Raw genomic sequence first — 19,390 nt, 5'->3', positions numbered from 1 at the left:
ACGAGCGAAGGTCAGGCTAGGCGGAAATCATTCGGAAAGCGGAGTTTGCTGTAGCAAATGAGCATTTCCGGAGGATTTCCAACGCGGCATGGCCGAGCGCAGTAGCCCGTGATAGCTCCTTAAATACGTTCGATAATCGTTGCGATACCCATGCCACCGCCAACGCACAAGGTGGCGAGGCCATAGCGCAACTGACGCTTCTCCAGTTCATCGAGCAGCGTGCCGAGGATGGCGCAGCCGGTGGCGCCCAGCGGGTGGCCCATGGCGATGGAACCGCCATTGACGTTGACCTTGTCCTCGCTCACGCCCATGTCCTTCATGAACTTCATCACCACCGAGGCGAAGGCCTCGTTGACCTCGAACAGGTCGATGTCGTCGATGGACAGCCCCGCCTTGGCCAGTGCCTTGCGCGTGGCCGGCGCCGGGCCGGTGAGCATGATGGTCGGGTCGGTGCTGGTCACCGCCGTGGCGACGATGCGCGCGCGCGGTTTCAGGCCCAGCTCCTTGCCCTTGGCTTCGGAGCCGATCAGCATCAGCGCCGCGCCGTCGACGATGCCGGAGCTGTTGCCCGGCGTATGCACATGGTCAATGCGCTCGACATGGCTGTAGACGCGCAGCGCGGTGGCGTCGAAGCCCATCTGGCCCATCATCTCGAAGCTGGGCTTGAGCTTGCCCAAACCTTCGAGGGTGGAGTCGCCGCGAATGAACTCGTCATGATCCAGCAGCACGATGCCGTTCTGATCGGTCACCGGTACCAGCGACCTGGCGAACGAACCATCGGCGCTGGCGCGCGCGGCCTTCTGCTGCGAGCGCAGGGCGAAGGCATCGACATCGGCGCGACTGAAACCCTCCAGGGTGGCGATCAGGTCGGCACCGATGCCCTGCGGGACGAAATTGGTGTGGATGTTGGTTTCCGGGTCCATCACCCAGGCGCCCCCGTCAGAGCCCATGGGCACGCGCGACATGGACTCCACGCCACCGACCACCACCAGATCCTCGAAGCCGGAGCGCACCTTCATGGCGCCCATGTTCACCGCCTCCAGGCCCGAGGCGCAGAAGCGGTTGAGCTGCACACCGGCGACGCTGACATCCCAGTCCGCAACCATGGCGGCGGTCTTGGCGATATCGGCGCCCTGATCGCCCACGGGCGTCACGCAGCCCAACACGATGTCGTCCACCTGGCTGGTATCCAGGTCGTTGCGGGCCTGCAAGGCGTTCAACAGGCCGGCGACCAGTAGCACCGGCTTGACGCTGTACAGCGCGCCGTCCTTCTTGCCCTTGCCGCGCGGTGTGCGTACCGCATCGAAAATATATGCTTCGGTCATGGCGTCCTCGGAGACTGATACGGCGCTGGCGGAACATTACGAACCGGCCGCGCCTGTTCTTATTGAGCCTGACTACCATAGCGCCGGGGCATCAGCGCTCAATGACCTAAGCGCTCAGCACCATTGACCGCTGAGCTCAGACGAACGGTCGTTTGCTCGAGCGGACACCTGCAAGGGCAAGCAAGCTGTCTGCCTCAAGGCCTGCATTGTTGTGGAGGACCTCCTACATAGCCCCAGCTTCCTAACAGTACTTCGTTAGCAACCAAACCATCTAAGCAAGCTGTGACGCCAGCCCTAGAGTTACCTCGACACCCGTGCGGAAAAAACGGGTACAGGGAGCCGTCGCCGGGTCATGCCGGGGCGGTGAATCAGAGTAACGCCCAGGTGTGACGCAGCGACCTGTCGGACAGTGATGCAGGCGCCCGACGCCACTCCCATAACAACAAAAGGCATGCGGCCATGTTCAAACAGCCGAAATATCGCCAGGCTGGTGTAATCCTTTTCGCCACGGCACTCATCCTGATCCTTCCCAATCTGACCCGTCTGGTCAGCTGAACGTCCACCCTCCCCGCTGCTGTGCGACGCCGTGGTGCGTTACGCGCAGGGCGGGCGCTTGACTCATGTCTCCGTCTGGACGGCACGCGGAGCTCGGGCAAAGATAGGGCACCAGTCCACCCCGGAGCCTGACATGCGTCTTGCCATCTTATTGAGCGGTCTGCTCACCCTGCTCGGTGCTCAAGCCGAAGAAGCGGACCATGCCGCCGCCCTCGCCAGCCTGCAACGAGCCGACAGCCTGCTGATCGACGTGCGCAGCGCGGAGGAATTTTCCGCCGGTGCCCTGCCGGGCGCGATTCGCATCGGTCATGACGAGATCGCTGCGCAGATCGCCAGCATCGCACCGGACAAGGACCGGCCCCTGGTGCTCTATTGCCGCAGCGGCCGCCGCTCGGGCCTGGCCAAGCAAAGCCTGGAAGAGTTGGGTTACCGCGAGGTAATCAATGCCGGCGCCTATGACGATCTGCTGCCTCTGCTGGAGGCCGACCAGTGAAAGCACTGTTTCTTGCGCTGCTGGTCATGAGCGGGACGGCGCAGGCCGCGCAGCTCGAGGTGCAACTGAGCGGCGGGCAACGCAGCTGGAGCAGCAGCGAATTGCTCGACCATCCGCAGGCACGCGATATCGAGATAGACGAAGACGTGAGCTACAAGCGGCCCATGCGTTACCGCGCGGTGCCCATAAGCGCCCTGCTGGACGGCGTCAGCGCGGGCGACCACTTGCAGGCCGTGGCCCTGGACGGGTTTGCCGCCGAACTGCCGGCCGCCACCCTGCTGGCGCGCGAGGGTGCCAAGGCCTGGCTGGCCATCGAAGACCCGCAGCATCCGTGGCCACCGCTGGCCAAGGGCAAGCCCAGCGCCGGTCCCTTCTATCTGGTCTGGACCGATCCGGCCGCCAGCCAGATCGGCCCGGAGCAGTGGCCCTTCCAGGTCGCCCGGATTCGCCAGCTCGCCGCGGTCGAACAGCGCTTCCCCGCCCTGCTGCCGGCAGCGGACGCCAGCGCCGAAGTCCGTACCGGCTTCGCCCTGTATCAGAAGAACTGCATGGCCTGCCATCGCCTCAATGGTGCGGGTGACTCCGAGTTCGGCCCCGACCTGAACATCCCGCACAACCCGACCGAGTACTTCACCGGCGATTTCCTGCGCCAGTACATCCGCAACCCGCAGAGCCTGCGGCGCTGGCCGCAGGGGCGCATGCCGGGGTTCACCCAGCAGGTGCTGAGCGAGCAGGAGCTGACCGAGCTGATCACCTATCTGGCGCACATGGCCGATATTCGGGATCAGCGCAGCGAACGTCAGTAGATGCCGGCGGGTAAGCAGGGCCGCCCGCGCCACGCGCATCTTCGGCAGCCTGAAGAGGATGGTGCGCGCGGCGCACCCTACCCGCGCGGATAGACGACGAAGGCCAGCTTGTTGCCGTCCGGGTCCCTGACGTAGGCCGCGTAGAAGCCCTCGCCGTAGCGCGGACGATAGCCCGGCGCGCCCTCGTCGCGTCCGCCGCTGCTCAGCGCGAGACGGTGCAGGCGGTCGACCTGCTCCGGCTCGGCGAACTGGAAAGCGGTCATCACGCCATTGCCGACGCTGGCCTGGTTGCCGTCGTAGGGATAGCCGACGTAGAAACGTGGAAAAGCCAGATCCTCGACCCGGCCGTAGCCGACCGAGGCCTCGTCCTTCCAGCAGACCTGCAGGCCCATTTCGGCGCAAAGCGGGTCATAGAAGCGCAGGGCCTGCGGCAGATCCCGCGTTCCCACCATGGTGTAGGCAATCATCGTTCGAGTCCTCCTCATCTGGCGCGCCTCGACCAAACTGGCGCGCACCGATATTAGGGAAAGACTCGCAACCGCCGGGCTTCGTTCAGCCCCGCTCGCCCGCCGAGCGACTCACTGCTGGCGCACCTGCAACAACGGCGCAACCTGCACCTGCGCGTGCATCTGCTCGCAACCACCACCCCGGCGCATGCCGCGCACCGGGCAGGCATCGAGGTAGTCCAGGCCGACCGCCAGCTTGAGGTGGCGCTCTGGACGCGCCAGGCAGTTGGTCACGTCGAAGCTGTACCAGGCATCGTCCAGCCAGGCCTCGGCCCAGGCATGGCTGGCCAGGTGCTCGGCGTCGTCGGTGTAGAGATAACCCGAGACGTAGCGCGCCGGCACGCCGAGGCTGCGCGCGCAGGCGAGAAAGGCATGGGTGTGATCCTGGCAGACGCCGCGCCGGCCGGCGAAGGCTTCGGCGGCGCTAGTGTCCACCTCGGTGATGCCCGGCTGGTAGGCGATATGGGCATTGAGCGCATGCATCAGGTCGATCAGGCCGTTGCGATCCGTACGCGCCTTGCTCTGCTGCGCGGCGAATTCGCGGATGGCGTCGTCGGCCTGGGTCAGGCGGGTGAAACGCAGGAATGGCAATGCCGACTGGCGCTCGTGCTCGGCCTCGCAGCTTTCGTCGATGTCCACCTGACCGCGGGCGCCAATGACGATGGATTCGTGCGGCTCGTCCAGGGTCAACACGTGCAGGATGTTGCCGTAGGGATCGAGCTGGGCATGCACCGGGCGCGGCAGGTCGAGCTGCCAACTGAGCACCTGCTGGCGCTCGCTGTCGTGCGGCGTCAGGCGCAGGTACTGGATGCTCGCGCGCACCTGATCATCGTAACGGTAGGTGGTGTCATGACTGATCGAGAGTCTCATGCGACCTCCAGGTAGGACGTATGGATGGTGTTGCCCAGCTGGCGCACCAGCAGGATGAAGTCGGTGAGCCAGGCGTGCAGGCCTTCGTCGAGCACCTCGCCGATGCTGGTGTAACGCAGGCGGGCATCCAGCTCGGCGGCCAGACGCTGCGCCGGGCGACCGTTCTCGCCGGGCAGGCCGGCAAGCATCAGGTTGAGTTCTTCCAGGCAGGCGCGCAGCGAGCGCGGCACGTCCGGGCGCAACAGCAGCAGCTCGGCCACCTTGCGCGTGCGCGGCGAGCCGCGGTAGATCTCGGCGAAGGCCTCGAATGACGACAGTGCACGCAGTAGCGCACTCCACTGGTAATAGCTGCGCGCGGTGCGCTCTTCCAGTTCGTCGATTTCCTCGCCAAGCATTTCGTAGCGCGCATCGAGCAGGCGCAGGGTGTTGTCGGCGCGCTCGATGAAGGTGCCCAGGCGAATGAAGCGATAGGCCTCGCCACGCATGATGGTGCCGAAGGTGGCGCCGCGGAACAGGTGCGAACGCTCCTTGACCCACTCGCAGAAACGGCTGATGCCGTAGCGTCCCAGCCCCTGCTCGGCGATGCCGCGCATCTCCAGCCAGGAGGCATTGATGTTCTCCCACATGTCCGCAGTGATCCGCCCGCGCACCGCATGAGCGTTGCTGCGCGCGGCCTGCAGGCAGCAGTAGATACTGCCCGGGTTGCTCGCATCGAGGGCGAAGAAGTGCAGCATGCGCTCGGCGTGCAACGGGCCGTGGCGCTCCAGGTAGTCGTCCAGAGTGCCGGTGATGAGCAGCGGCATGGCCAGTTCATCCAGGCCGTCGCCACGACCGTCCTGCGGCATCAGTGACAGCGAATAGCTGACGTCGAGCATGCGCGCCAGGTTCTCGGCGCGCTCCAGGTAGCGCGACATCCAGTAAAGATCGGAGGCAGTTCTCGAAAGCATGGGTCAGTCCTCCACCACCCAGGTGTCCTTGGTACCGCCGCCCTGCGACGAGTTGACCACCAGCGAGCCTTCGCGCAGTGCCACGCGCGTCAGGCCGCCGGGCACCAGGCGGGTTTCGCGACCGGTCAGGACGAACGGGCGCAGGTCGATGTGACGTGGAGCGATGCCGCGCTCGACGAAGGTCGGGCAGGTCGACAGGCTCAGTGTCGGCTGGGCGATATAGGCCTCCGGCTTGGCCTTGAGCCGCTCGCGGAAGGCTTCGATCTCGGCCTTGCTCGCCGCCGGGCCGACCAGCATGCCGTAGCCGCCGGAGCCCTGGGCCTCCTTGACCACCAGCTCGGACAAATTGGCCAGCACGTGGGACAGTTCCTCCGGCTTGCGGCACTGCCAGGTCGGCACGTTCTTGAGGATCGGCTCCTCGTCCAGGTAGAAGCGGATCATGTCGCCGACGTAGGGGTAGACCGACTTGTCGTCGGCCACGCCGGTGCCGATGGCGTTGGCCAGTACCACGTTGCGCGAGCGGTAGGCCGACAGCAGGCCGGCGACGCCGAGCATGGACTCGGGGTTGAAGGCCAGCGGATCGAGGAAGGCGTCGTCGAGGCGGCGGTAGATCACGTCCACCTGCCGCGCGCCGGCAGTGGTGCGCATGTAGACCTTGTCGTCGCGCACGAACAGGTCGGCGCCCTCCACCAGTTCCACGCCCATCTCGCGGGCGAGGAAGGCGTGCTCGAAGTAGGCGCTGTTGAAGCGCCCCGGCGTCAGCACCACCACCGTGGGATTGTCCAGCGGGCTGGAGCTCTTCAGCGCATCGAGCAGCAGATTCGGGTAGTGATCCACCGGCGCCACGCGTTGCGCGGCGAACAGCTCGGGGAACAGGCGCATCATCATCTTGCGGTCCTCGAGCATGTAGCTGACGCCGCTGGGTGTGCGCAGGTTGTCTTCCAGCACGTAGTAGCTGCCGTCGCCGTCACGCACCAGGTCGACCCCGGCGATGTGCGCGTAGATGTCGCGGTGCAGGTCCAGGCCCTGCATGGCCATCTGGTAACCCTCGTTGGCCAGCACCTGCTCGGCCGGGATGATCCCGGCCTTGATGATGCGCTGGTCATGGTAGAGGTCGGCGAGAAACAGGTTGAGCGCCTGCACGCGCTGGATGCAGCCGCGCTCGACGATGCGCCATTCGCTGGCAGGGATGGCGCGCGGGATGATGTCGAAGGGGATCAGGCGCTCGGTGCCCTGGTCATCCCCGTAAAGGGTGAAGGTGATACCGGCGCGGTGGAACAGCAGGTCGGCTTCTCGTCGGCGCTGGGCCAGCAGATCGTCCGGCGTCTCTGCCAGCCAGCGGGCAAATTCGCGGTAGTGCGGACGGACAGCGCCGCTCGCGTCGTACATCTCGTCATAGAAGGTGCGGGCCATGCCGTACTCCTTGTCACCCGGACTTGCAGCATCCTCTGCAAGGCCCGAGCCAGCGCTCTTATTCCTTTAATTTCAATCAGTTGCGCAAACGAACCGAACAAAACGCACCATCTCGGTGCGGCGCAATCTTTCCGTCATGACGCTCCGCCCTATTGCGTGGCACCGCTGGCTCCACAGAGCGGCAAGTGCCCGCCAATGCAGGCAAAAAGCCTGCAAAGCCCGCGCTGACACGGGCCGGGACACTTAGCTGTCACATTGCGTGACCGCTCGGTCAAGCGCAACCGCTTTTGCAGCGGTCGCGCCACGAAAAAGACTCTGAAGGGGCTTGGCCACAGGAACCTTCTTGCTAGCGTCCTGACTCTCATCCGGACCGCAGAACGGCCACATTCCCCGTCAACTTGCTCCCAGTTGCCTGACGATGACCTGAGCCGCGCTGTCGAGGTGTTGCTCATGGCTGAAGCCGGAGGCCTTGAGCGGCTTGAGATCATGATCGGCCGCCTGCAGCCAGTGCAGCGCGATGGCCGGCGACAGGTCATAGCCAGCGACGGCCTCGCGATTGCCCAAGGCATCGCGCTCTCCCTGAACGATCAGCGTCGGCGTGCGCAGCTCGGCGAGATGGGCGACTCGTGGCTTCTCCGGCTTGCCGGCGGCATAGAAGGGATAGCCCAGACAGATCAGCGCAGCGGCGTCCAGCTCGTCGGCCAGCAGGCTGGCCATGCGCCCGCCCATGGACTTGCCGCCGATGGCCACGGGCTCTGCGACCCGTTGGCGCACCTGGGCATGCACCTCGCGCCATTGCTGCAGCAGCTGCGCCTGCGGATTGGGCGGCCGTTTGCGTCCGTCCACCCGGCGCTGCGCCATGTAGGCGAACTCGAAGCGCACCACGCGCACGCCGCGCGCCGCCAGGCCCTGCGCCATGTGCTGCATGAACGGGCTGTCCATCGGTGCGCCCGCGCCATGGGCCAGGATCAGCGTGCTGCGCGCCACCTGCGGCGGTTCGTCCCACAACCAGGGCAGCCCCTGCTCCCATTGACCGGCGTCAATAAACCCAGATGGCCCTTTGCTCATGCTTGCCTCGCGTCGATATCCGTGGTGTCCGTGGCTTGCTCATGCCTGCGGGCACCACGGTTATCGGCCGCTCTGCCATAACCGTGGATGGAAACCCAGACATGAACACAACAACCCGTTCCGCCTACAACTACAGGGTGGTTCGCCAGTTCGCCATTATGACGGTGGTTTGGGGCATCGTCGGCATGGGACTCGGCGTTTTCATCGCCGCCCAGCTGGCCTGGCCCGACCTCAACTTCAACCTGCCCTGGACCAGCTTCGGCCGGCTCCGCCCGCTGCATACCAATGCGGTGATCTTCGCCTTCGGCGGCTGCGCCCTGTTCGCCACCAGCTACTACGCGGTACAGCGCACCAGTCAGACGACGCTCTTCGCGCCCAAGCTGGCTGCCTTCACCTTCTGGGGTTGGCAACTGGTGATCGTGCTCGCGGCCATCAGCCTGCCCCTGGGCTGGACCAGTTCCAAGGAATACGCCGAGCTGGAATGGCCGATCGACATCCTGATCACCATCGTCTGGGTCTCCTACGCCATCGTCTTCTTCGGCACGGTGATGCAGCGCAAGGTCAGCCACATCTACGTCGGCAACTGGTTCTTCGGCGGGTTCATCCTCACCGTGGCCATCCTGCACGTGGTCAACAACCTGGAAATCCCGATCACCCTGACCAAGTCCTACTCGCTGTATGCGGGGGCGACCGATGCGATGATCCAGTGGTGGTACGGCCACAACGCCGTGGGCTTCTTCCTGACCGCCGGCTTCCTGGGGATGATGTACTACTTCGTGCCCAAGCAGGCTGGGCGTCCGGTGTATTCCTACCGCCTGTCCATCGTCCACTTCTGGGCGCTGATCGCGGTGTACATCTGGGCCGGCCCGCACCACCTGCACTACACCGCGCTGCCTGACTGGGCGCAGAGCCTGGGCATGGTGATGTCGCTGGTCCTGCTGGCGCCGAGCTGGGGCGGCATGATCAACGGCATGATGACCCTCTCCGGTGCCTGGCACAAACTGCGCACCGACCCGATCCTGCGCTTCCTGGTGGTGTCCCTGGCGTTCTACGGCATGTCGACCTTCGAAGGCCCGATGATGGCCATCAAGACCGTCAACGCCCTGTCCCACTACACCGACTGGACCATCGGCCACGTGCACGCCGGCGCCCTCGGCTGGGTTGCCATGGTGTCCATCGGCTCGCTGTATCACCTGATTCCCAAGGTGTTCGGCCGCGAGCAGATGCACAGCATCGGCCTGATCAACAGCCACTTCTGGCTGGCCACCATCGGCACCGTGCTGTACATCGCCTCGATGTGGGTCAACGGCATCACTCAGGGCCTGATGTGGCGCGCGGTGAACGAAGACGGCACCCTGACCTACTCCTTCGTCGAAGCGCTGGAAGCCAGCCACCCCGGCTTCGTGGTGCGGGTGATCGGCGGCGCGATCTTCTTCGCTGGCATGCTGCTGATGGCCTGGAACGTCTGGCTGACCGTACGTAGCGCCAAATCCACCGAGATGGAAGCCGCTGCGCAGTTCTCGGTAGAAGGAGCCCACTGATGAAACACGAGATTCTCGAGAAGAACATCGGCCTGATGGCCCTGGTGATGATCCTGGCGGTCAGCATCGGCGGCCTGACCCAGATCGTTCCGCTGTTCTTTCAGGACGTCACCAACGAGCCGGTCGATGGCCTCAAGCCCTACACCGCGCTGCAACTGGAAGGTCGCGACATCTACATCCGCGAGGGCTGCGTCGGCTGCCACTCGCAGATGATCCGTCCGTTCCGCGCCGAGACCGAGCGCTACGGCCACTACTCCGTCGCTGGCGAGAGCGTCTGGGATCACCCCTTCCTGTGGGGCTCCAAGCGCACCGGTCCGGACCTGGCCCGCGTCGGCGGCCGCTACTCGGACGAGTGGCATCGCGCCCACCTGTACAACCCGCGCAACGTCGTGCCGGAGTCGATCATGCCCGCCTACCCCTGGCTGGTGGAGCACAACCTCGACGGCAAGGACACCGCCAAGAAGATGAGCGCACTGCGCACATTGGGCGTGCCCTACAGCGACGCCGACATCGCCGCCGCCGGTGACGCGGTCAAGGGCAAGACCGAGATGGACGCCCTGGTCGCTTACCTGCAGGTGCTCGGCACCGCCGTGAAGAACAAGAGGTGAGCGCCATGTTCGAGCTTATCGATATCGGCACCCTGCGCGGCCTAGGCACCGCGCTGGTTCTGCTCGCCTTCACCGCCGTCACCCTCTGGGCCTACAGCGGCAAGCGCCGCGACGCCTTCGCCGAAGCGGCCAACCTGCCCTTCGCCGATGAGCCCAAGCCCGCCGTTTCGAGGATCCAAGCATGACCACCTTCTGGAGCTGGTACATCACCCTGCTGACCCTGGGTTCGCTGGTCGCGCTGTTCTGGCTGATCTTCGCCACCCGCAAGAGCGAAGTGCACAAGAACCCGACCGAGCAGACCATGGGGCACTCCTTCGATGGCATCGAGGAGTACGACAACCCGCTGCCGAAGTGGTGGTTCATGCTGTTCCTCGGCACCCTGGTGTTTTCCGTGGCCTATCTGCTGCTGTACCCGGGCCTGGGCAACTTCAAAGGCCTGCTGCCGGGTTACGAGGACGGCTGGACCCAGGTCAACCAGTGGCAGCGCGAGATGAATCGTGCCGATGAGTTGTACGGGCCGATCTTCGCCAAATATGCGGCCATGCCCATCGAAGAAGTGGCGAAAGACGAGCAGGCGCTGAAAATGGGCGGTCGCCTGTTCGCCTCCAACTGCTCGGTGTGCCATGGCTCCGACGCCAAGGGCAGCTACGGCTTCCCCAACCTGACCGACAGCAGCTGGCGCTGGGGCGGCGAGCCGGAGGCCATCAAGACCACCATCCTCAACGGCCGCATGGGCATGATGCCGGCGCAAGGCCCGGTGATCGGCGAAGATGGCGTGCGTAACGTCGCTGCCTACGTGCTGCAGGAACTGGGCGGCCGCGAGCTGCCGGAAGGCACCCAGGCGGATGTCGCGGCCGGCAAGCAGATCTTCGCCAGCACCTGCGCCGCCTGCCACACCCCGGCCGGCACCGGCATGGCCGCCATGGGTGCGCCGGACCTCACTCAACCGAGCGCCTTCATCTACGGCAGCAGCTTTGCCCAACTGCAACAGACCATTCGCTATGGTCGCAGCGGCAACATGCCCGCCCAGGGTGATTTCCTCGGCAACGACAAGGCCCACCTGCTGGCCGCCTACGTGCTCAAGCTGAGCCAGGGCGACGCCAAGTAATACCCCGCTGCACCGGCGACCGACCATCGGTCGCCGGCCCCTCTATATATATGTGCGACTCAGTGTCGCACCTGCCGACCAGCCGCCCGGCAAATTCTCCGATCTGGGCTAAGCTGCCTTTCAGTCGCCATCTGTCACAACTCCAAGGCGATCCTTTCTTAGCGCTGCGCAAACTGGTTGCGCAAAAAGCTGCCAGGGCTGTTGCTCAAGTCATCCTGCATGACCCGGCAAGGGCTCTGAAACCCCGTTGGCGTCGGCATGTCGCGTTGCAATGGCTACCTGCTTTCTCCATACTTGCCGCCGATTTTTGCCCCATAAAACTCCATTAACCGTGGAACCCCTAGCATGAGCACAGCAATCAGTCAGACTGCTTATAACTATAAGGTGGTCCGCCAGTTCGCCATTATGACGGTGATCTGGGGGGTCATTGGGATGGGTCTAGGCGTGTTCATCGCCGCACAACTCGTGTGGCCGGAACTCAACCTAAACCTGCCGTGGACCAGCTTCGGCCGTCTGCGCCCGCTGCACACCAACGCGGTGATCTTCGCCTTCGGCGGATGCGCCCTGTTCGCGACCTCGTACTACGTGGTCCAGCGCACCTGTCAGACGCGCCTGATCTCCGACGGTCTGGCTGCCTTCACCTTCTGGGGCTGGCAAGCGGTCATCGTGCTCGCCGTGATCACCCTGCCCATGGGCTACACCAGCTCCAAGGAATACGCCGAGCTCGAGTGGCCGGTGGACATCCTGCTGGGCATCGTCTGGATCACCTACCTGGTGGTGTTCTTCGGCACCATCGTCAAGCGCAAGACCAAGCACATCTATGTGGGCAACTGGTTCTTCGGGGCGTTCATCCTGGTCACCGCGATGCTGCACATCGTCAACAGCGCAGCCATGCCGGTGAACATGTTCAAGTCGTACTCCATGTACGCCGGTGCCACCGACGCCATGATCCAGTGGTGGTACGGCCACAACGCCGTGGGCTTCTTCCTGACCACCGGCTTCCTGGGCATGATGTACTACTTCGTACCCAAGCAGGCCGAGCGTCCGATCTACTCCTACCGCCTGTCCATCGTGCACTTCTGGGCGCTGATCACCCTGTACATCTGGGCCGGTCCGCACCACCTGCACTACACCGCACTGCCGGACTGGGCGCAGAGCCTGGGCATGGCCATGTCCGTGGTGCTGCTGGCACCGAGCTGGGGCGGCATGATCAACGGCATGATGAGCCTGTCCGGCGCCTGGCATAAGCTGCGCACCGACCCGATCCTGCGCTTCCTGGTGGTGTCCCTGGCCTTCTACGGCATGTCGACCTTCGAAGGCCCGATGATGGCCATCAAGACCGTCAACGCCCTGTCCCACTACACCGACTGGACCATCGGCCACGTACACGCCGGCGCCCTCGGCTGGGTAGCGATGATCTCTATCGGCTCGCTGTATCACCTGATTCCCAAGGTGTTCGGCCGCGAGCAGATGCACAGCATCGGCCTGATCAACGCGCACTTCTGGCTCGCCACCATCGGCACCGTGCTGTACATCGCCTCGATGTGGGTCAACGGCATCACCCAGGGCCTGATGTGGCGCGCGGTGAACGAGGACGGCACCCTGACCTACTCCTTCGTCGAAGCGCTGGAAGCCAGCCACCCCGGCTTCGTGGTGCGCATGATCGGCGGCGCCTTCTTCGTCACCGGCATGCTGCTGATGGCTTACAACACCTACCGCACCGTGCGTGCCGCCAAGCCGGCTGAATACGAAGCGGCCGCGCAGATTCCCGCCGGAGTAGCTCACTGATGAAACACGAAATCATCGAGAAGAATATCGGCCTGATGGCGCTGCTGATGGTGATCGCCGTTAGCATCGGCGGCCTGACCCAGATCGTTCCGCTGTTCTTCCAGGACGTCACCAACGAGCCGGTGGAAGGCCTCAAGCCCTACACCGCGTTGCAACTGGAAGGCCGCGACATCTATATCAAGGAAGGCTGCGTCGGCTGCCACTCGCAGATGATCCGTCCGTTCCGCGCCGAGACCGAGCGTTACGGCCACTACTCCGTCGCCGGCGAGAGCGTCTGGGATCACCCCTTCCTGTGGGGCTCCAAGCGTACCGGTCCGGACCTGGCCCGCGTCGGCGGCCGCTACTCGGACGAGTGGCATCGCGCCCACCTGTACAACCCGCGCAACGTCGTGCCGGAGTCGAAGATGCCCGCCTACCCCTGGCTGGTGGAGAACACCCTCGACGGCCGCGACACCGCGAAGAAGATGGAAGTCATGCGCGGCTTCGGCATCCCCTACACCGACGAGGACATCGCTGGTGCTCGCGACGCCGTGAAGGGCAAGACCGAGATGGACGCGCTGGTCGCGTACCTGCAGGTTCTCGGCACTTCCATCAAGAACAAACGGTAAGACGCTATGGACATCGGGACTATTCGCGGTATCGGCACGGCGGTGGTGTTCATCGCCTTCATCGGCGTGGTGCTCTGGGCTTACAGCAGCAAGCGCAAATCCAGCTTCGACGAGGCGGCCAACCTGCCCTTCGCCGACGACCCCGAAGCCAAGCCCGAGTCCAAGCGTGACCAAGACTCTTCCAGGAGCAATAACCAATGACCACGTTCTGGAGTTGGTACGTAACCATTCTGTCTCTGGGCACCATCTTCGCCCTGACCTGGCTGATCTTCGGCACCCGCAAGGGCCAGCGCCAGGAAACCACCGAGGAAACCGTCGGCCACAGCTTCGACGGCATCGAGGAGTATGACAACCCGCTGCCGAAGTGGTGGTTCATGCTGTTCGTCGCCACCATCGTGTTCGCTCTGGGTTACCTGGCCCTGTATCCGGGCCTGGGCAACTTCAAGGGTCTGCTGCCGGGTTACGACTACCTCGACAGCGAGAGCAAGACCCCCTTCGCGGCTGGCGTGCAGGTTGCCGGTGGTGAAGTGCGTCATGCCGGCTGGACCGGCGTGCACCAGTGGGAGAAGGAGATGCTGCGCGCCGACGAGCAATACGGCCCGCTGTTCGCCAAGTACGCCGCGATGTCGATCGAAGAAGTCGCGCAGGACCCGCAAGCCCTGAAAATGGGCGGCCGCCTGTTCGCCTCCAACTGCTCGGTGTGCCACGGCTCCGACGCCAAGGGCAGCTACGGCTTCCCCAACCTGACCGACAGCGAATGGCGTTGGGGCGGCGAGCCGGAAACCATCAAGACCACCATCCTCAAGGGTCGCCAGGGCGCCATGCCGGCTCAAGGCCCGGCCATCGGCGAAGACGGCGTGCGCAACGTCGCTGCCTATGTGCTGAAGGAACTGGGCGGTCGCGAACTGCCGGAAGGCGTGGAAGCCGATATCGAAGCGGGCCAGAAGGTCTTCGCCGGTACCTGCTTCGCCTGCCACGGCGCCGACGGCAAGGGCACCCCGGCCATGGGCGCGCCGAACCTGACCAATCCGGCAGCGTTCATCTATGGCAGCAGCTACGCGCAACTGCAGCAGAGCATCCGCTACGGTCGTCACGGCAACATGCCGGCCCAGGAAGAATTCCTCGGCAACGACAAGGTGCACCTGCTGGCCGCCTACGTGTACAGCCTGTCGCACAAGGCACAAGAGCAGTAATAGCGCGACTCTTTTGACAAGGGTCAATGAACGCCCGGGACGCGACTGCTGGTCGCACCCGGGCGTTGTCTTTCAGGCGTACCATATGTCTACCGTGAACCGACCCTGACCGGCACGTATCGGCCTGGGCTGCTAACCAACCGCTTTGGTATGCATTGATGAGCGAACAGATTCCCGTCCAGGACATCACCCCTCCTTCTGCCAAGAATGCCAGCGTCGACCTCTACGCCAGTCGCGAGAAGATCTACACCCGTGCATTCACCGGCCTGTTTCGCAACCTTCGACTCGCGGGGGGCGCCCTCCTCTTCCTGCTGTTCTTCGGTACCGTCTGGCTGAACTGGGATGGCCGCCAGGCCGTCTGGTGGAACCTGCCGGAACGCAAATTCCATATCTTCGGGGCCACCTACTGGCCGCAGGATTTCATGCTGCTGTCCTGGCTGCTGATCATCTGCGCCTTCGGCCTGTTCTTCATCACCGTGTTCGCCGGCCGCGTCTGGTGCGGCTACACCTGCCCGCAAAGCGTGTTCACCTGGGTGTTCATGTGGGCCGAGAAAGTCACCGAAGGCGACCGCAACCAGCGCATGAAGCTGGACAAGCAGCCCATGAGCGGCGCGAAACTGGGCCGCAAAGCGGCCAAGCACGGTATCTGGGTGGGCGTCTCGCTGCTCACGGCAATCACCTTCGTCGGCTACTTCACGCCCATACGCGAGCTGGTCATCGAGATCTTCACCGGTGAAGCCAGTGGCTGGGCCTACTTCTGGATCGGCTTCTTCACCCTGGCCACCTACGGCAACGCCGGCTACCTGCGCGAACAGGTGTGCATCTACATGTGCCCCTACGCGCGCTTCCAGAGCGTGATGTTCGACCAGGACACCCTGATCGTCTCCTACGATCCGCGCCGCGGCGAGAAGCGCGGCCCGCGCAAGAAGGATGCCGACTACAAGGCGCAGGGCCTGGGCGACTGCATCGACTGCAAGATGTGCGTGCACGTCTGCCCCACCGGCATCGACATCCGCGACGGCCTGCAGATCGAGTGCATCGGCTGCGCCGCCTGCATCGATGCCTGCGACAGCATCATGGACAAGATGAACTACCCCAAGGGGCTGATCAGCTACACAACCGAACACAATCTTTCCGGACAGAAGACCCACCTGATGCGTCCGCGCCTGATAGGCTACGCCGTCGCGCTGGTGGCCATGATCGGCCTGTTCGCCTGGGCCGTGGCCCATCGCCCGCTGGTGGAGCTGGACGTGCTCAAGGACCGCGTGCTGTTCCGCGAGAACGAGCGCGGCCATATCGAGAACGTCTACACCCTGAAGATCATGAACAAGGCGCAGCGCGACATGACCTACGTGATCACCGCCGACGGTCTGGACGGCTTGGTCTATGAAGGCAAGCGCGAGGTTCGCGCCCTGGCTGGCGAGGTCTACTCCTTCCCGGTCGAGCTGTCGATCTCCCCGGAGAAGCTGCCCTCCAGCGCCAACAACATCGTCTTCCACGTACAATCCGTGGACGACCCGAGTATCAAGAACGACGCCGACAGCCGCTTCATCGGCCCAAGCGTCCGCTGACAACGGTAAAAGCATGACCGAACAAGCACCATCGCCAGTCAAACCCTGGTACAAGCAGTTCTGGCCCTGGTTCATCCTGTTCCTGCTGGGCTACTCCGTGGTGCAGGGCCTGACCCTGCTCACCATCGCCACCAAGAACCCGCCGGGCCTGATTTCCGACGACTACTACGATGTCGGCAAGGGCATCAACCAGTCGCTGGAGCGGGAAAAGCTGGCCGAACGCCTGCAGCTGCACGGCCAGATGGTGCTGGATGAAGCCACCGGCACCGTCGAGCTGCAGCTGGAAGGCAACAGCCGCCCGCAGCAGCTGGTACTCAACCTGATCTCGCCGACCCAGCCCGAGCGCGACCGCCGCATCATCCTGCAGCCGAGCGCCGACGGCATGTACCGCGGGCAGATGGTCGACATGGTCACCGGCCGGCGCTTCGTCGAACTGCTCGGCGAGGAAGGCAGCCAGCAGTGGCGCCTGTTCGAGGAAGAGACCATCGCCGACGGCCAGACCATCGAGCTGGGCGACAACCCCTCCTACTGATCCTGCCGATGCCCGCCCCCACTCCCTGCTACCACTGTGGCCTGCCGGTGCCTGCCGGCAGCAGCTTCCACGCCGAGGTACTCGGCGCGACCCGCGAGATGTGCTGCCCCGGTTGCCAGGCGGTGGCCGAGGCCATAGTCGCCGGCGGCCTGGAACACTACTACAAGCACCGCAGCGAGAACGCCGCCAACCCCCAGGCCCTGCCTCAGGCCCTACCGGACGAGCTGGCGCTGTACGACCGCAGCGAGGTGCAGCAGCCCTTCGTCCAGCAGGACGGCGAGCTCAGCGAAACCCAGCTGCTCATCGAAGGCATCAGTTGCGCCGCCTGCGGCTGGCTGATCGAGAAACACCTGCGCGGCGTGCCCGGCGTGGCCGAGGCGCATCTGAACCTGTCCAATCACCGCCTGCAGGTGCGCTGGCAGGACAGCCAGATTCCCCTGAGCAAGCTGCTCGCCGAATTGCGCCGCATCGGCTACGCCGCCCACCCCTGGCAACCCGACGAAGCGGCCGAACGCCTGGCCGCGGAGAACCGCCGGCGCATGCGCGAACTGGGCGTGGCCGGCCTGCTGTGGATGCAGGTGATGATGGCGACCATGGCCACCTGGCCGGAATTCAACGTCGACCTGTCACCGGAGCTGGACAAGATCCTGCGCTGGACCAGCCTGTTCCTCACCACCCCCATCGTCTTCTATTGCTGCGGCCAGTTCTTCCGCGGCGCCCTGCGTGACCTGCGCACCCGCCACCTGACCATGGACGTGTCCGTTTCGCTGGCCATCGGCGGCGCCTACGTGGCCGGCATCTGGTCGACCATCACCGGTCAGGGCGAGCTGTATTTCGATGCCGTGGGCATGTTCGCCCTGTTCCTGCTCGCCGGCCGCTATCTGGAGCGCCGCGCCCGCGAACGCACGGCGACGGCCACGGCGCAACTGGTCCAACTGCTGCCGGCGTCATGCCTGCGCCTGGACGCCGACGGCCAGAGCCAGCGCATCCTGCTCAGCGAACTGCGCATCGGCGAGCAGGTGCTGGTGCAGCCCGGCTCGCTGATCCCGGCCGACGGTCAGGTGCTGGCCGGCCAGTCCAGCGTCGACGAATCGCTGCTGACCGGCGAATACCTGCCGCAGCCGCGCGGCATCGGCGACGGCGTCACCGCCGGCACGCTGAATGTCGAAGGCCCGCTGACCGTACAGGTGCAGGCGCTGGGCGACGCCACCCGTCTGTCCGCCATCGTCCGCCTGCTGGAGCGTGCGCAGAGCGAAAAGCCGCGTCTGGCCGAGATCGCCGACCGGGTCGCGCAATGGTTCCTGCTGTTTATCCTGATAGCCGCCGCCCTGGTCGGCCTGGCCTGGTGGCAGATCGATTCCGGCCGCGCCTTCTGGGTGGTGCTGGCGCTGCTGGTGGCTACCTGCCCCTGCGCCCTTGCCCTGGCCACGCCCACGGCACTGACCACCGCCACCGGCAGCCTGCACAAGCTGGGCATGCTGCTGACGCGCGGCCATGTGCTCGAAGGCCTCAACCAGATCGACACCCTGGTGCTGGACAAGACCGGCACCCTCACCGAGGGGCGCCTGACGCTCAAGGCCATCCACCCGTTGCGCGAACTCGATGAAGGCGCCTGCCTGGCGCTCGCCGCAGCGCTGGAGAATCGCTCCGAGCATCCCATCGCGCGCGCGTTCAGCCAGGCGCCGCATGCCGCGGAATCCGTCGACAGCCATCCCGGCCAGGGCCTGCAGGGCCGTGTCGAAGGCCGCCTGCTGCGTATCGGCGAGGCGACTTTCGTCTGCGCCCTGAGCGGCCAAGCCGTGCCGTCGATTGCCGGCGAGCACGGCCAATGGCTGCTGCTGGGCGACGAACAAGGGCCGCTGGCCTGGTTCGTTCTCGATGACCGCCTGCGCGACGACGCCGCGCAGCTGATCGCCGCGGCGCGGGCCCGGGGCTGGCACATCCACCTGCTGTCCGGCGACAGCTCGCCGATGGTCGGCGAAGTGGCGCGCCAGCTCGGTATCGAGGACGCCCGCGGCGGCCTGACCCCGGATGCCAAGCTGGCGGTGCTCAAGCAGTTGCACGGCGAGGGTCGCCGCGTGCTGATGCTGGGCGACGGGGTCAACGACGTGCCGGTACTGGCCGCCGCCGATATCAGCGTGGCCATGGGCTCGGCGTCCGATCTGGCCAAGACCAGCGCCGATGCGGTGCTGCTGTCCAACCGCCTGAGCAGCCTGGTGGAAGGGCTGAAGCTTGCCCGGCGCACGCGGCGCATCATCATCGAGAACCTGTCCTGGGCGACTCTGTACAATGGCCTGGTGCTGCCCTTCGCCGCGCTGGGCTGGATCACGCCGATCTGGGCCGCCGTGGGCATGTCGCTCAGCTCGCTGCTGGTGGTACTCAACGCGCTGCGCCTGAGCCGCACCCCGAACACCTAGGTGCGAGCGCTGCTCGCAACCAAGCGGTTCGCGAGCAGCGC

Annotated in this window: 19 protein-coding genes; 13 read left to right on the top strand and 6 right to left on the bottom strand. The window is 64.9% G+C overall.

The features are described 5' to 3' along the window. Nucleotides 1–119: 119 nt before the first annotated feature. Nucleotides 120–1,325: an acetyl-CoA C-acetyltransferase gene (locus tag L1F06_RS09820; protein ID WP_129483397.1), complete on the bottom strand. Its 1,206-nt coding sequence runs from the start codon at nucleotides 1,323–1,325 to the stop codon at nucleotides 120–122. A 688-nt stretch (nucleotides 1,326–2,013) separates the two neighbouring features. Here L1F06_RS09820 and L1F06_RS09815 point away from each other — a divergent pair. Continuing rightward, on the top strand, nucleotides 2,014–2,373 hold the full coding sequence (locus L1F06_RS09815) for a rhodanese-like domain-containing protein (RefSeq protein WP_129483396.1): 360 nt from the start codon (nucleotides 2,014–2,016) through the stop codon (nucleotides 2,371–2,373). Then, on the top strand, nucleotides 2,370–3,179 hold the full coding sequence (locus L1F06_RS09810) for a c-type cytochrome (RefSeq protein ID WP_129483395.1): 810 nt from the start codon (nucleotides 2,370–2,372) through the stop codon (nucleotides 3,177–3,179). Before L1F06_RS09815 ends, L1F06_RS09810 begins: the two co-directional genes overlap by 4 nt. Nucleotides 3,180–3,256: 77 nt before the next feature. On the opposite strand, the gene L1F06_RS09805 is transcribed toward L1F06_RS09810, so the two are convergent. The 5 genes from L1F06_RS09805 to L1F06_RS09785 form a co-directional block, all read right to left on the bottom strand. Then, on the bottom strand, nucleotides 3,257–3,646 hold the full coding sequence (locus L1F06_RS09805) for a VOC family protein (protein WP_129483394.1): 390 nt from the start codon (nucleotides 3,644–3,646) through the stop codon (nucleotides 3,257–3,259). Between the two features lie 111 nt (nucleotides 3,647–3,757). Continuing rightward, complete coding sequence (locus L1F06_RS09800; protein ID WP_129483393.1) at nucleotides 3,758–4,555, bottom strand: transglutaminase family protein; 798 nt, start codon at nucleotides 4,553–4,555, stop codon at nucleotides 3,758–3,760. Then, nucleotides 4,552–5,502 carry an alpha-E domain-containing protein gene (locus L1F06_RS09795; protein WP_003241023.1) on the bottom strand — a complete coding sequence of 317 codons (951 nt, stop codon included), beginning with the start codon at nucleotides 5,500–5,502 and terminating at the stop codon, nucleotides 4,552–4,554. Before L1F06_RS09795 ends, L1F06_RS09800 begins: the two co-directional genes overlap by 4 nt. A 3-nt stretch (nucleotides 5,503–5,505) precedes the next feature. Beyond that, nucleotides 5,506–6,915: a circularly permuted type 2 ATP-grasp protein gene (locus L1F06_RS09790; RefSeq protein WP_003241025.1), complete on the bottom strand. Its 1,410-nt coding sequence runs from the start codon at nucleotides 6,913–6,915 to the stop codon at nucleotides 5,506–5,508. A gap of 393 nt (nucleotides 6,916–7,308) precedes the next feature. Then, entirely contained in the window at nucleotides 7,309–7,983 is a 675-nt protein-coding gene (locus tag L1F06_RS09785; RefSeq protein WP_252576757.1) for an alpha/beta family hydrolase, read from the bottom strand. A 101-nt stretch (nucleotides 7,984–8,084) separates the two neighbouring features. On the opposite strand from L1F06_RS09785, the gene ccoN (L1F06_RS09780) reads away from it, so the two are divergent. The 11 genes from ccoN (L1F06_RS09780) (at nucleotide 8,085) to L1F06_RS09730 (ending at nucleotide 19,349) form a co-directional block, all read left to right on the top strand. After that, nucleotides 8,085–9,524 carry a cytochrome-c oxidase, cbb3-type subunit I gene (ccoN, locus tag L1F06_RS09780; protein ID WP_003241029.1) on the top strand — a complete coding sequence of 480 codons (1,440 nt, stop codon included), beginning with the start codon at nucleotides 8,085–8,087 and terminating at the stop codon, nucleotides 9,522–9,524. Then, nucleotides 9,524–10,132, top strand: a complete 609-nt coding sequence (gene ccoO / locus L1F06_RS09775; protein ID WP_012018852.1) for a cytochrome-c oxidase, cbb3-type subunit II — start codon at nucleotides 9,524–9,526, stop codon at nucleotides 10,130–10,132. The genes ccoN (L1F06_RS09780) and ccoO (L1F06_RS09775) overlap by 1 nt, the downstream gene beginning before the upstream one ends. Before the next feature lie 5 nt (nucleotides 10,133–10,137). Next, nucleotides 10,138–10,317, top strand: a complete 180-nt coding sequence (locus tag L1F06_RS09770) for a CcoQ/FixQ family Cbb3-type cytochrome c oxidase assembly chaperone (protein ID WP_012018853.1) — start codon at nucleotides 10,138–10,140, stop codon at nucleotides 10,315–10,317. Continuing rightward, nucleotides 10,314–11,240 (top strand): cytochrome-c oxidase, cbb3-type subunit III, encoded by a 927-nt coding sequence (ccoP, locus tag L1F06_RS09765; RefSeq protein ID WP_096826642.1) that lies wholly within the window; start codon nucleotides 10,314–10,316, stop codon nucleotides 11,238–11,240. The genes L1F06_RS09770 and ccoP (L1F06_RS09765) overlap by 4 nt, the downstream gene beginning before the upstream one ends. 345 nt (nucleotides 11,241–11,585) lie before the next feature. Beyond that, on the top strand, nucleotides 11,586–13,028 hold the full coding sequence (gene ccoN, locus L1F06_RS09760; protein ID WP_012018856.1) for a cytochrome-c oxidase, cbb3-type subunit I: 1,443 nt from the start codon (nucleotides 11,586–11,588) through the stop codon (nucleotides 13,026–13,028). Further along, complete coding sequence (ccoO, locus tag L1F06_RS09755) at nucleotides 13,028–13,636, top strand: cytochrome-c oxidase, cbb3-type subunit II (RefSeq protein ID WP_012018857.1); 609 nt, start codon at nucleotides 13,028–13,030, stop codon at nucleotides 13,634–13,636. Before ccoN (L1F06_RS09760) ends, ccoO (L1F06_RS09755) begins: the two co-directional genes overlap by 1 nt. A gap of 6 nt (nucleotides 13,637–13,642) precedes the next feature. Next, a complete protein-coding gene (locus L1F06_RS09750) occupies nucleotides 13,643–13,837 on the top strand; it encodes a CcoQ/FixQ family Cbb3-type cytochrome c oxidase assembly chaperone (protein ID WP_003243863.1) in 195 nt (64 codons plus the stop codon). Then, a complete protein-coding gene (ccoP, locus tag L1F06_RS09745; protein ID WP_129483392.1) occupies nucleotides 13,834–14,829 on the top strand; it encodes a cytochrome-c oxidase, cbb3-type subunit III in 996 nt (331 codons plus the stop codon). The genes L1F06_RS09750 and ccoP (L1F06_RS09745) overlap by 4 nt, the downstream gene beginning before the upstream one ends. Before the next feature lie 158 nt (nucleotides 14,830–14,987). Then, nucleotides 14,988–16,400, top strand: a complete 1,413-nt coding sequence (ccoG, locus tag L1F06_RS09740) for a cytochrome c oxidase accessory protein CcoG (protein WP_129483391.1) — start codon at nucleotides 14,988–14,990, stop codon at nucleotides 16,398–16,400. Between the two features lie 13 nt (nucleotides 16,401–16,413). Next, nucleotides 16,414–16,932, top strand: a complete 519-nt coding sequence (locus L1F06_RS09735) for a FixH family protein (RefSeq protein WP_012018860.1) — start codon at nucleotides 16,414–16,416, stop codon at nucleotides 16,930–16,932. Between the two features lie 8 nt (nucleotides 16,933–16,940). Further along, a complete protein-coding gene (locus L1F06_RS09730; RefSeq protein WP_129483390.1) occupies nucleotides 16,941–19,349 on the top strand; it encodes a heavy metal translocating P-type ATPase in 2,409 nt (802 codons plus the stop codon). Nucleotides 19,350–19,390: the final 41 nt, after the last annotated feature.

The organism is Pseudomonas hydrolytica, assembly GCF_021495345.1.
GTDB classification, from domain to species: Bacteria; Pseudomonadota; Gammaproteobacteria; order Pseudomonadales; family Pseudomonadaceae; genus Aquipseudomonas; species Aquipseudomonas hydrolytica.
The sequence above is the reverse complement of the archived record's forward strand: the minus strand, read 5'-3'. Positions and strand labels throughout refer to the sequence as shown.